Raw genomic sequence first — 12,415 nt, 5'->3', positions numbered from 1 at the left:
TTATAAATTAATCTATTTATTAAATTCGCGAGTGCTGGCATAGCGCCGCCTCGCCGGATCGTGGAACAGCCTCGCGCTGCCGCCGGCTTGCAGGCTTCGTCGTGGAGCCTTCGCAATTCTTCGGGAAAGGAATGTGGCAGTGGGTTCGATCGAACGGCAGGACATTCGGGCGAAGCTGGGTGAGGACGGCACCGCGCCGTTCCGGTCGCTCGCCGATCTGCTCGAGCGCCGCTTCAGCTGCCGCGCCTTCCTGCCCGACGAGGTACCCCGTGCGGTTCTCGAGCAGATGGTGACCCTCGCCCAGATGACCCCGTCCTGGGCCAATACCCAACCGTGGCAGGTGACCATAACTTCGGGCGCCGCGACCCAGCGGCTGCGTGAGGCGCTCCTCGCCGATTTCGACAGCCCCGAACCTTTCGCGGCGCCCGATCTCGCCTTTCCCGACACCTATTCGGGGGCGCGTCTCGACCGCCGGCGCGAAGTGGGCTGGCAGCTCTACGAAAGCACGGGCGTAGCCAAGGGCGATCGCGAAGCTTCGGCGCGCCAAGCCCGCGAAAACCAGCGCCTGTTCGGCGCGCCCCACGCGCTCCTGATCCACACCAACCGCGAGATGGGCACCTATGGCGCGATGGATTGCGGGCTCTACCTGGGCAACTTGCTGCTGGCCGCCGAGTCCCTCGGGCTCGGCATGATCGCCCAGGCCGCGCTCGCGCAGCATTGCGGTGTGATCCGCGACCTGTTCGGCATTCCCGACGATACCGTCTTCGTCGTCGGCGGTTCGATCGGCTACCCGGACCGCGACAATCCGGTGAACCAGTTCCGCTCGCGCCGCGCACCCTTCTCCGAATCCATCACCTGGCTCGACGAGTGATGACCCTGGCGATCACGCGCGAAGGCGGGCCGCGCCTCGCGCGGGCGCGCCGCGCGAAGTGTGCGCTCCGTCAGGGATGACGGCGTCGCCGCGCCCGCCGTGGTAGGTGATGCCGGGCGTCGACCCCGCAAAGGGGCGGCGGACTTTGTAACGAGAAGAGGTGGGAAGATGGATATCGAGGCATCGCAGGTTCGCCAGCGCGGATCGACTCTGGTCGTCGCGATGCTCGCGGGCGCCTACAGCCTGAACTTTCTCGACCGCCAGCTGCTGTCAATTCTGGCCGAGCCGGTAAAGGCCGACCTCGGGCTGACCGATACCCAGCTCGGCCTGCTATCGGGTCTCGCTTTCGCGGTCTTCTACACCCTGTTCGGCATTCCCGTCGCCTGGCTCGCCGATCGCAGCAATCGCGTCCGGATCATCGTTGTGGCCTGCGCGCTGTGGAGCCTGTTCACCGGCGCCTGCGGTTTCGCGCAGAATTTTACCCAGCTGGCTATCGCGCGGATCGGGGTGGGCGTCGGCGAGGCTGGCGGTTCACCGCCGTCCTATTCGATCATCGCCGACTACTTTCCGCCCGAACGCCGCGGTGGCGCTCTGGCGCTCTATTCGCTCGGCGTGCCGATCGGTACGACGGCCGGCGCCGCGCTGGGCGGATGGATCGCATCGGCCTACGGTTGGCGCGCGGCCTTCATGGCGATCGGCGTCTTGGGGCTCTGTTACGCGCTCGCGCTGCTATTGGTGGTCCGCGAGCCTCAGCGGGGACGGCTCGACGCGGGGCCGGTCGAGACCGTGCCGATCGCTACGACCCTTCGGCTGTTCCTCACCGACGCCACCCTGCGCACGACGACGTTCGCCGCCGCGATCTCCGCCTTCATCGGCTATGCCATGCTGAGCTGGACTCCGGCGATGCTCATGCGGACCAAGGGCATGGCCCTTTCGGACCTGGCGATCTACTACAGCCTCGTTTCTGGCATAGCCGCGGCCATCGGCACCCTTGCCAGCGGTTTTCTGATCGATCGGCTCGGAGAGCGCGACCGCCGCATGTATGGGCTCGTCCCGGCTGCTGCCTTCATCGTGTCGGTGCCGTTCTATATCGCGGGCGTCCATGCCGACACCTGGCAATGGGCTCTCGTTTTCCTCTCGGTTCCCTTCGCCTTCTACGCCTCTTACCTGCCGCCCGCGCTCGCGATCGTCCAGAACAGTGTCGCTCCTGCCCAGCGCAGCACGGCCTCCGCCTTCCTGCTGTTCATCCTGGGCATAGTCGGCCTGGGAGGCGGTCCGCTGTTCATCGGCGCCGTCAGCGATGGCGCGGCCGCGCGCGGGGCTGCCACACCGTTGCAGGTCGCGATGTTCGCGCTCGCTCCGGCCTTCGTTTTCGCTTTCGTCGGACATCTGGGCGTCGCCCGCGTGATGAAGCGCCGGAAATCGTGATCGGGCGACGGACCCCGGGTGCGGGTCGGCTCACCTGGCAAGACCAGGCCAATTGAAACTCTTCGAAGCAAGGATTTAGCGATGACCCAGGACTACGGCCGCAAGGGCGACGACTATCGCCTTTCTCCCGACGAAATCGATCAATTCCACCGTGACGGCTACGTCATCTTGCGCGGCGTCATGAGCGAGGAGGAGCTGGCGCCGCTCGAGCAGGAATTCGAACGCTTCATCCGCGGCGAGGTCCCGAACATGGGCCGCGACTTCTGCGACATGTCGGGGCCCTACGATCGCAAGTTCGAGGACTTCGCGCTGGTCAACGCCGTCCTGCCCCGCAAGTACGACAGCGGGCTCCAGGGCAATCTCTACGAGCGGCGCACGGGTTCGATCGCCCGCCAACTTCTGGGCGTGACGGCGACCCTCGACTACGACCAGTTCCTCGCCAAACGACCCGCCAAGCCCGATGCCGTGTTCACCTGGCACCAGGATCTTGGCTACTGGCCGACTGGAACGCCTGACACCCAGACCGCGACCTGCTCGCTCGCCCTCGACGCTGCCGATGCCGAGAACGGTTGCCTCAAGGTCGTGCCGGGCTCGCATCGCAAGGGGCTGCGTCCGCATCGTCCGCTGATGGGAGACCGCGAGGAATCGCATATCCTGAGCGTCGAGCTCACCGACGCCGATCCGATCGTCGAACTGCCGCTGCAGCGCGGCGACATCACCGTTCACGACGAGATGATCATCCACGGTTCGGGCGGCAACGTCTCGCCCGATCGCTGGCGGCGCACCTACATCACCGCCTTCCGCAGCAAGGCCTGCGTCGACTTCGAGCGGTCGATCGGCTTCACCCATTCCCACAACGACACGATCAACTGGGAAACCCATCTCGGCGCGCTCAGCTGATCTGCCTCGCGCTCGCTGATCCGATCCGGGCTGGGCGAGTCCAGGTTCGGCGCACGCGCTGTGACCGGCCACTTCGCCGGCTTCCTTTGCCAGTTACCGGGAGTTTAACATGAAGATCGACAATACTATCGCCGCGGTCGTCACGGGCGGCGCTTCGGGCCTCGGCCGCGCCAGCGCGCAGGCTCTTGCCAATGCGGGCGTCAAGGTCGCCGTGTTCGACATCAGCGAGGAAGCCGGCGAAGAGTTCGCCAGGGAAATCGGCGGCCTATTCTGCAAGGTCGACATCACGGACGAGGCGAGCGTCGAGGCGGGCTTTGCCAAGGCGCGCGCTGCCCATGGCCAGGAACGCGTCGTCGTGCACTGCGCGATGGTTGCGGGCGGCGGCAAGACCGTCTCTTTCGACAAGACCACGGGCGGCTACAAGCGCATGGCCACCGACCAGATCGCCAAGGCGGCCGAGGGCATCTTCACCGCCTCATACCGCGTCGCCTCGATCGCGGCGCTGGGCATGGCCGGCGCCGAGCCGATGGGCGATGATGGCGAGCGCGGCACGATCATCCTCACTTCGTCGGCGGCTTCGCAGGACGGTCAGATTGGCCAGGTCGCCTATGGCGGCGGCAAGGGCGCGATCAACGCCATGGTCCTGCCGATGGCGCGTGACCTCATGGACCTCGGCATCCGCGTCAACGCGATCCTGCCGGGCATCTTCACGACGCCGCCGATGCTCAAGGTGAAGGAACTGAACGAGGCGGTGTTCGACGGTCTGGGCAAGGCCGTGCCGTTCCCCAAGCGCCTCGGCAAGCCCGAGGAGTTCGCTTCGCTCGTGCTCGAGCTGATGCGCAACACCTACTTCAACGGCCAGCTGATCCGCCTGGACGGCGCGATCCGCATGCCTCCTAAGTAAGCGCGCGGGCCATAGCCAGAAGAAATAGGGGCCGCGCGCGAGCGCGGCCATTGTTTCTTGCCCGGATCACGTTGCCGGGAAGATCGTCTCGATGCCGATTGCCTGGTCTGTGATCTGGTGCACCGCCAATGTTGAGAGGTCGAATACGGCCGGGCCTATGTCGCGCGGTTCGCTCATGCCCGGTGGCGCCCGCCCGTTGGCGATTGCAGGGCAGGAAATCGCTTGAAGCCAAACGTCGTTGCGCAAGTGTCTGGTGCGTCGGGTTTTATAAGGCACGCGGTGCACCCGGCTACTCCTCGACAGTACGATCGGGTATGTCACCCCCAATTGGGCCCCTCGTTGTCCGCCATTCGAGTTGTGTCGATATTCTTGACGTTTTTTGCGCCCTTTTCCGAGGCTCTCATGAGCTTGGCCAATATGTACATACGGTAGCGTATTGACTCGTCTCTCCGGTCCATGCACTTCGCCGTCAGATGGTGAAATGCCCTTTGGGAGACGCGAAAATGCAGGCACATCGCCGAAAGATCCTTCTCGGAGCCGTCGCGGCGGTCAGCGCGGTCGCGGCCGTAACCGCGGTTGGCGCCGCCTCGCGCAAAGACCCCGCCGGTCCGCCGCCCTCGGCCGACTTCGCCGCGACTTGCACGCCCGAGGCGATGACGGCGGTCGTGGCGGGGCTCGGCGCGGGCATCGAGGTCAAGCAGGTCCCCAACGGTCCCCAGCTGCCGCGGGGCACGAAGCTCGTCCCCGCCGCTGGCCGCGTCCCCGCCTATTGCCAGGTCACGGGCAGCTACGTGACCAATCCCAAGACGGGCAAGAAGGCCCATTTCCTTGCGACCTTTCCCGAGCGCTGGAACGGCAAGTACCTTCAGCTAGGCTGCTCGGGGTCCTGCGGCTATCTCCTGATGAACGATCCGGCCGCCCCGCCGATCACGATCACGGCGCAGGGCTATCCCGGACAGCTGATCGAGAAGGGCTACGCTACCTTTGGCAACGACCTGGGGCACGTGGCAGCCAGCCCCGTGGCTATGGGCTCGGACTGGTTGAAGGCTGCCGACGGCTCACTGGATGTCGATGCCCTGGAGGACTATCTCTTCCGCGCAGACTTCGTCATGGCCGACATGGGGAAGGCCTATACCCGGGCATTCTATGGCCGCGTGAACGGCGCCGGCGCGCGGATCACCCGTTCCTATTTCAGCGGCTGCTCGCAGGGCGGACGCGAGGCGCTGATCGCCGCCACGCGCTTTCCTGAGAAGTTCGACGGCATCATCGCCGGCTCGCCGGTGGTGAACCAATCGGGCATCCTCTGGCACGGCATGGCGCGCGCGCTCTTCGCGCGCGACACGGCCCCCGCCAAGCTGACCCCGGGCCAGATTGGCTTGCTCAAGTCGCGCGTGCTCGACGTCTGCGACGGGCTCGACGGCGTCAAGGACGGCCTTATCCAGAACCCGGCGGCCTGCCAGATCCATCCGCGCGATGTTCCTATCTGCCGTCCGGGCGAAGCGGGCGATACCTGTCTCTCGAAGGCCCAGGCCGACAGCGTCAGCCTCTATTTCGCGGGCGTAACCGACCCGGCCGGCAATCTCGTGCAGCCAGGCATGCCGATGAGCGACCAAGGCTACGGCTTCGTCGCGCCCGTTCCGGCCGGCATGCCCATCGATGCCGACATGCGCTTCCTTGTCGGCAAGGCGTTCGACGGGATTCCGCTCGCGACCGCGCGGGAAGGCGGCCCGGGTCAGATCGACGCACTGCACGCCGTCGTCGATGCCGCCGCCTATCGGAAATATCTCGGCGTCCTGCGGCGGGGCACGGTGATGCCCGAGGATTTCGCCAAGCTTCTCAAGAGTAAGGCCCGGCTCCTGTGGTATCATAATCTCAGCGACGAGATCCTGACGCCGTTCATGTCGATCAACGCCTACAAGGAGCTCGCCGAGCGGCACGGAGGCTACGCCAGCCTTCGTACGCGCATCCGCTTCTTCGGCGTTCCAGGAACCGGGCATTGCGGCATGGGCGGCGACGGGCCGAGTAATTTCGATGCCGCCAGCGCGCTCGAGGACTGGGTGGAGAAGGGGGCGGCTCCCAACGCCTTGCTCGCACGCCAACTCGACCCGGCATTCAACAACCTCCTGATGGGCAAGGTCGACTGGTCCCGCCCCGCGCTCAGGACCATGCCGCTCTGCGCCTTTCCACAGATGGCGGCCTACAAGGGAACCGGCGACATCAAGCGCGCGGAGAACTGGGAATGCCGCGCGTCCGACACTCGCATGCTGCAGCTGGGCGCCTCGGGCCTGCAGTCTGGCGTCCGGCGATAGAGGCGCGGCCAAGCTTGGGGCACTCCCCGGGCCGCCGCGGAGATTGAGGGAACGATGCGTGACGCGAGAGTACAGCTGCGATAACGGTAGGCCATGGAAACCTTGAAAGACGAAACGAGCCGCCCATCCGGCAGCGGCGTTCGCCTCACGCGCGAACGCTGGATCGAGGCCGCGATGGAGATTCTGGGGCTGCACGGCATCGATGGGGTTCGGGTCGAGCAGGTGGCCAAGGCGCTATCGGTGACCAAAGGTAGTTTCTACTGGCATTTCAAGGACCGGGACGAGCTGCTCGAGGCCATTCTCGAGCACTGGCGGCGAAAGAATACCGTCGACATCCTTGAATATGTCGGCAGCCTCGAGTCGCCTCTGGCACGGCTGGAGCGTCTTGTCCGCCTGCCGTTCCATCTGCAGGACACCGATCCCGTCGGCCTCCCGCTCCGGCTATGGGCGCGGCATGACGAACGCGCGCGAAAGGCGCTGCAGGAAGTCGACGAACTGCGCCTGCGCATGAAGGCGCAGATATTCATTGCCTGCGGGTTCGCGCCCGAAGAGGCGCGCGCGCGCGCCGTCCTGCTCTATTCTTACATGCGCGTCGCGCCCACGCTCGTCGAACTCGAGGACATGCCGCTCCGCGACCTCTGCGAGCGCCTACTTCTCGCCTCCGCCGCCTGAGGCGATTGCGCTGTCTTGCGTCTTAGCGCGCAACGATGATCTTGATCGCGTGCTTCGTGAGCAGCGTCAGGGCCTCCACCGGCAATGGGCCATCGGTCACGAGGATGTCGACCTCCTCGAGCCCGCAGACGATCGCGCCCGATCCTGCGAGAAACTTCTCACTGCTGGCCAAGACGATAAGCCGTTCCGACCGGCCGATCATTTCGCGCTGTGCCGCTACGCGCAACGGATCGCGATGCATCAGGCCGTGGGGGCCGATGCCGCCCGCTTCGAGGAATAGCTTCAGCGCGTGAAAGCGGGGCATCGATGTTTCGCCCGACGGCGCCAGAATTAGGTTCTGCTCTCGGAACAGCGAGCCCGATGGCACCATGATCCGGGTCTCGGGCTGTGCCGCCAGGGCATTGATGAGGGCCAGTGAATTGGTCAGCACCTGGAGGCCGAGATGGCCGACATGCTCGCACATCTGCAACGTGGCCGCGCCGCCATCGATCATGATGGCCTCGCCTGGATCACACAGGCCTGCCGCGGCAAGGCCGATCGCACGATCCTGCGGGGCATGGTCCGGCGCCGATGGTCCCGCCTGAACTCCAGGCGCTCGCGCCGTTCGCCCGGGGCGCTGGCCGTCACCATGGCGCGTGGGCGTGCCTGAGGTCTCGATCCGTTTCGCACCGCCGTAGACTCGCTCGACCAGGCCAGCCGCGGCGAGGCGGGCGAGGTCTCGCCGGATCGTCGAGGCAGCGACAGTCAGCTGCTGTTCGAGGCTGCGATAGGATACGAAGCCGGTATCCTCGACAACCCCGAGGATATGCCGCTCGCGCTGTTCGGCGTGGAGCCACACACTACGATCAACCACTGACCGTCCCTTCGCGTTCGCGCTCGAGTTCGGCGAGTGATTTTCCCGCGTTCCGGGGAGCCCAGAGGATTCCGATCAGACCGCTGGCAGCAAGGAAGCCCGTCAGGATCCAGGCGAGCGTGTGGAACCCGGTGGAGGTGAGCCACGGCACGAAGAAGCTGAAAATGCCCAGGCCGATCCTCACGATCGCGAAGGCTATGCCCTGCGCGGTGGAGCGGAGCAGCGTCGGAAACATTTCCGAGCTCCACAGCTGGAAGAAGCTCTGCGCGCCGAACGCGCCGCCGAACTGCATGAGCAGGACATGGAGCAGGGCGACGGGCAGGGTCAGGGGCAGAACCGCCAGTAGCGCCATTCCAGCGACCTGGATCGCGGCCGAAGCTCCGAACAGGAGGCGCTGGTCGACCCGATCCGAGAGCCGCATGAACATCACGTAGATCGAGATCATGCCGAGACCAAAGCTCAAGGCCTGAATGGCGACGCTCTGGGCCTGCGTGGCGGCTCCGACCGTGCGCAGGATGTAGGGAAAGAAGAAGCCGTTTGTTCCCGCCCACAGGTTCCAGAAGCCGTACATGCCAACGAGGCTCGCGAGCGAGACGAGGTACTGGCCCTTGAACAGTACCGTCCAGGACGCTCGCGACCGGTCGGGATCGTCGCGGGCTGCTTCCCAGACCCGGGATTCGCGCATGCGCGAGCGCATCAGCGTCAGGACGAGCGCGACGACCAGCAGGTGCGCGAAGACAATCCGCGCGCCCAGAATGCCGAGGTCGGTGAGGGCAAGGCTCATGAGGAGTACGACGACAGGGCCGAGGTACCAGAGCAGCTGGGCCACGCCCGAGTGCTTGCCCCGTTCGCCGTCTGGCGCCTGTTCGGCGATGAGCGACCAGCTCGCGGGGATATCTGCGCCGACCGCGAGGCCGACGATCACGAAGCCCGTGACGATCATCCAGGGAGCGCTCGCGAGGACCAGCAGGGTCATGCCCGCCGCGTAGACCAGCATGTCCCACTGGTAGATCCGCTTGCGACCATATCGGTCGCAGAGCCAGCCGCCGACCAGAGCGCCGATGCCGGCCGAAATTGCATTCGCCGAAAAGGCCGCGATCAGGCCGACGAAACCATCGGTAAGTGAATAGGCTTCCTTCCACAGGGCGAGCGCGACCGATCCTGCGACGATCGAGCCCGCGTCGATATAGTTGGCAAGGCCGGCGAGAATTGTATCCCGCCAGGGGTGCTGGCTGTTCTCCGGCGCGAGCTTATCCATTGTCCTGCATCTCCCTTCGGCCTGACGAGACCGGGACGTCGGCGCGAACCGAATCCATGCCTTGCCGTTCGGCTTCTCGCGTCTTGCGCCTGCCTCGATGGAGGCGCTTAGTCCGTGGAGCCGATTGATCGTTATTGCTTAGAATCAATCCATACGTGTCCGATAGTGGGCTCCGCCCACGATTCAGCAAAAAATGGCGAAATCCGCGACAATTTTTGTTCCAAGTTATACATACTCAGCAGTATGGTATCACAATTGGCATCTTGACGTGAATGACCGGATTTGGTTGTTATGCGTAATAACCGCGCAAACGCGGCATACGCCCGCGTATTGAAAAAGAGGGGATGATGGGGATGCTCAAGGGACTAGGCTCGCGCGTTCGGCATTGCGGCATTTCGAGCCTCGCGCTCGCCGTGGCCGGACTAACTCTGCCGGCGACACTGCACGCGCAGGAAACAGAAAAATCCGCAGAGGATGTTGCGAATGCTCGCGATATTGTGGTCACCGGTACCCTGGTGCGCGGTATCGCCCCTCCGGGAAGCAACGCGGTCGCAGTCACGCGCGAGGACATTCTCGCAACGGGTGCAAATTCCACTGCCCAGATGCTGCAGACCATTCCTCAGCTAAACTACTTCAACGACCTCCTGGCGCCCCAGGCTCAGGGCAACCGTATCGCGGTCAATCGGCCGAGCCTGCGCGGGCTCGATTCCAATACCGCGGGCGGCACCACGACGCTTTCGCTCCTTAACGGCCACCGCATCGTCGGCGCGGGAATCGTTTCCACCGGCGTCGATCCCGCGATCATCCCGCCCGGTGCGCTAGAGCGTGTCGAGGTCGTGCCCGATGGCGGTTCGGCGATCTATGGCTCCGATGCTGTCGCCGGCGTCATCAACTACATCACGCGCCGGAAGGTCGAAGGCATCCAGGTCGAGGGACGCTACGGCATCGGCGACGACTACAACCAGTGGGACGTGAATGCCGCGCTCGGCCATAGCTGGTCGACCGGCTCGGCATTCATCGCCTACAACTACGCGCAGCACGACTCTATCCGCGGTCGTGACCGCGACTACATCCGCCACTTCCCCTCCGCCCAGGCATTTGCGACCATCCCCGGCTTTCCCGCCGCGCCCACGTCCGCAAGGGGACTTGAGTGTTCGCCTGGTAACCGCGTCGAGCTGGCGGCGGCCGGTAACTACCCGTTCTCGCAGGGGCAGCCCGGGCGCGTGACGGACTGCGATTACAGCGACGATCTCGCCTTCTACCCGAGTGAAAAGCGGCACTCCGTCTTTGCCGGGCTGTCGCAGGAATTCGGCGAGGGCATCAAGCTCGACGTCCAGGGGTTTTACTCGAACAACAAGGTGCGCTTCCCCGCCGGCGGGCAACTGCGCGCCAACCGTTTCCTGTGGCCCAGCCTGCTCGGTCCGGCGCCGGCACCCAACTTCATCAGCTCGCCCTATATCTTCAGCAACTTCACGCTGAGCCCCGCGCAGCAGGTCTATTTCGCCTGGGGTGAAAACCAGGGGCAGCAGATCGACGTCGAATCCTACGGCATCCTGCCGACCCTGACCGCCGATCTTGGAAGCGGATGGCAGCTGCGCGTGCTCGGCAGCCAGAGCTGGAGCACGACGCTCTCGCGGCAGAACACGGTCAACGCGATCGCGGGCGCGCTCGACAACGCCATCGTCGCGGGCCTGTTCAATCCCTACAATCCCGCGTCGAGCGATCCTGCGACGCTGGCCGTCCTGGGAAGCGGCGAATCCTACGGTCGCGCCAGCCAGCGCCTGTCCGACGTGCGCATGACGATCGATGGCGATCTCATGAAGCTGCCGGGCGGCTCGGTGAAGCTCGCCGTCGGCGCCGAATGGTACCGCGAGGCCCTAAACGTCAGGAAAGGCGACACCCTGCGCGGCCAGGATACCGGCAACGCCGATGCCTTCGTGCCCAACACGCTCACGGCCGACCCCAATGATCGCGTGCTGCTGCAGCCGGCACGGAACCTGCCGCTCGCGCGGCTGAGCCGTAGCGTAAAGGCGCTCTTCGGCGAACTCGTGATCCCCGTATTCGGCGAGCAGAACGCGGCACCCGGTTTTACCGAACTCACCCTCTCGGCGGCGGGGCGCTACGACCATTACGACGATGTCGGCGGAACGTTTAATCCCAAGTTCGGCATCACCTACCGTCCGGTCGACTGGCTTCGCCTGCGCGGCACATGGGGCACCTCATTCAATGCCCCGAGCCTTGCCGACGACCCGCGTGCCGAACCGCAGAGCTTCGCCTCGATCTCGGATCGCTTCACGATCAACTTCCTCACTCCCGCGGATCGTCAGGCCTCGGTCGGCAACCGCGCGATTGCGGTCGTGCAGGGCAATGCGCCCGACATCAAGCCGCAGGAGGCCACGACCTTCACGATCGGGGCGGATATCGAACCGATGCAGGGCCTGAAGCTGAGCGCGACTTACTATAACGTCAAGTTCAAGGGGCAGATCGGCTTCCCGCCGCTGACAGTGCCGGCGCTGATGTGGGGGCCGCTCGGCAATCTCGTCTATGTCGCCGACCAGGGCGAAGTGAGCCAGTCCCTGATCGACCAATTCGTTGCCGGCTCTCAGACTGTGGCGGGCAACTGCCTTCAGGTTTCCTGCACCTTTGCCATCCTCGATATTCGCAAGCGCAACCTGGGGCGCATCGATCTCGACGGTCTCGACTTCAATGCGAGCCTGGCCCACGAGACGAGCTTCGGCTCGATTAACCTCGGCGCCAACGCGACCTACGAGCTCAATCGCAAGCTTGTCCTCGCGCCTGGACAGCCTGCCGCCGACCTCCAGCTCGAGAACGGCTCCGCCTCGGTGTTTCGCCTGCGCACGACCGTCGGCGCTACGGTCGGAAATCTGAGTGGCCAGTTCATCTGGAGCCACCGCTCGGGCTTCGACCTCGCGGCGCCCGTCTCGGTCGGTCTTCCGACCGAGCAGAGCAAGATCGACGCCTACGATCTTTTCGACCTCTATCTGCGCTACAATCTCAAGACCCGCGGCGAGGGTTCGAATTTCATGAAGTCGCTGGCCTTCACGCTCAGCGTCAACAACATCTTCGACACCGACCCGCCCGAATACCGCACCTTCGATGCCTTCGACGCGGCGAAGGCGGGCTTCGTCAATGGATCCACCGTCGGGCGCCTCGTCCAGCTCGGCGTGAGCATCGGCTTCTGAGGCGAGGCCATCCGGAC

The 12,415-nt window shown here is 65.0% G+C and carries 9 protein-coding genes; 7 read left to right on the top strand and 2 right to left on the bottom strand.

All coding sequences use genetic code 11. From position 1 onward, the window contains the following. The first annotated feature begins 139 nt into the window (after positions 1-139). The 6 genes from WG901_RS21125 (at position 140) to WG901_RS21100 (ending at position 7,084) form a co-directional block, all read left to right on the top strand. Entirely contained in the window at positions 140-871 is a 732-nt protein-coding gene (locus WG901_RS21125; protein WP_339589102.1) for a nitroreductase, read from the top strand. Between the two features lie 168 nt (positions 872-1,039). Further along, positions 1,040-2,299 (top strand): spinster family MFS transporter, encoded by a 1,260-nt coding sequence (locus WG901_RS21120; RefSeq protein ID WP_339589101.1) that lies wholly within the window; start codon positions 1,040-1,042, stop codon positions 2,297-2,299. Between the two features lie 81 nt (positions 2,300-2,380). Then, positions 2,381-3,199, top strand: a complete 819-nt coding sequence (locus WG901_RS21115; protein ID WP_339589100.1) for a phytanoyl-CoA dioxygenase family protein — start codon at positions 2,381-2,383, stop codon at positions 3,197-3,199. 109 nt (positions 3,200-3,308) lie between these two features. Continuing rightward, positions 3,309-4,103, top strand: coding sequence for an SDR family oxidoreductase (locus WG901_RS21110; protein ID WP_339589099.1), 795 nt, complete (start codon positions 3,309-3,311; stop codon positions 4,101-4,103). A gap of 503 nt (positions 4,104-4,606) precedes the next feature. Next, on the top strand, positions 4,607-6,412 hold the full coding sequence (locus WG901_RS21105) for a tannase/feruloyl esterase family alpha/beta hydrolase (RefSeq protein ID WP_339589098.1): 1,806 nt from the start codon (positions 4,607-4,609) through the stop codon (positions 6,410-6,412). Positions 6,413-6,514: 102 nt separating this feature from the next. Continuing rightward, positions 6,515-7,084 carry a TetR/AcrR family transcriptional regulator gene (locus tag WG901_RS21100; RefSeq protein WP_339589097.1) on the top strand — a complete coding sequence of 190 codons (570 nt, stop codon included), beginning with the start codon at positions 6,515-6,517 and terminating at the stop codon, positions 7,082-7,084. A gap of 22 nt (positions 7,085-7,106) precedes the next feature. On the opposite strand, the gene WG901_RS21095 is transcribed toward WG901_RS21100, so the two are convergent. Both WG901_RS21095 and WG901_RS21090 read right to left on the bottom strand, forming a co-directional pair. Continuing rightward, on the bottom strand, positions 7,107-7,937 hold the full coding sequence (locus WG901_RS21095) for a DeoR/GlpR family DNA-binding transcription regulator (protein WP_339589096.1): 831 nt from the start codon (positions 7,935-7,937) through the stop codon (positions 7,107-7,109). Beyond that, positions 7,930-9,195: an MFS transporter gene (locus WG901_RS21090; protein ID WP_339589095.1), complete on the bottom strand. Its 1,266-nt coding sequence runs from the start codon at positions 9,193-9,195 to the stop codon at positions 7,930-7,932. The genes WG901_RS21095 and WG901_RS21090 overlap by 8 nt, the downstream gene beginning before the upstream one ends. 497 nt (positions 9,196-9,692) lie before the next feature. Between WG901_RS21090 and WG901_RS21085 the strand changes: the two genes are divergently transcribed. Then, complete coding sequence (locus tag WG901_RS21085; protein WP_339589094.1) at positions 9,693-12,398, top strand: TonB-dependent receptor domain-containing protein; 2,706 nt, start codon at positions 9,693-9,695, stop codon at positions 12,396-12,398. The last annotated feature ends 17 nt before the right edge of the window (positions 12,399-12,415 follow it).

The sequence above is a fragment of the Novosphingobium anseongense genome, from assembly GCF_037482895.1.
In the GTDB taxonomy this organism is placed as follows: domain Bacteria; phylum Pseudomonadota; class Alphaproteobacteria; order Sphingomonadales; family Sphingomonadaceae; genus Novosphingobium; species Novosphingobium anseongense.
Note: the sequence above shows the minus strand (reverse complement) of the source record. Positions and strands in the feature narration are given on the sequence as shown.

Excerpts from the sequence above, each read along its gene's own strand:
- WG901_RS21120 (WP_339589101.1), top strand. The coding sequence starts at position 1,040 with ATGGATATCGAGGCATCGCAGGTTCGCCAGCGCGGATCGACTCTGGTC.
- WG901_RS21115 (WP_339589100.1), top strand. The coding sequence starts at position 2,381 with ATGACCCAGGACTACGGCCGCAAGGGCGACGACTATCGCCTTTCTCCC.
- WG901_RS21110 (WP_339589099.1), top strand. The coding sequence starts at position 3,309 with ATGAAGATCGACAATACTATCGCCGCGGTCGTCACGGGCGGCGCTTCG.
- WG901_RS21105 (WP_339589098.1), top strand. The coding sequence starts at position 4,607 with ATGCAGGCACATCGCCGAAAGATCCTTCTCGGAGCCGTCGCGGCGGTC.
- WG901_RS21090 (WP_339589095.1), bottom strand. The coding sequence starts at position 9,195 with ATGGATAAGCTCGCGCCGGAGAACAGCCAGCACCCCTGGCGGGATACA.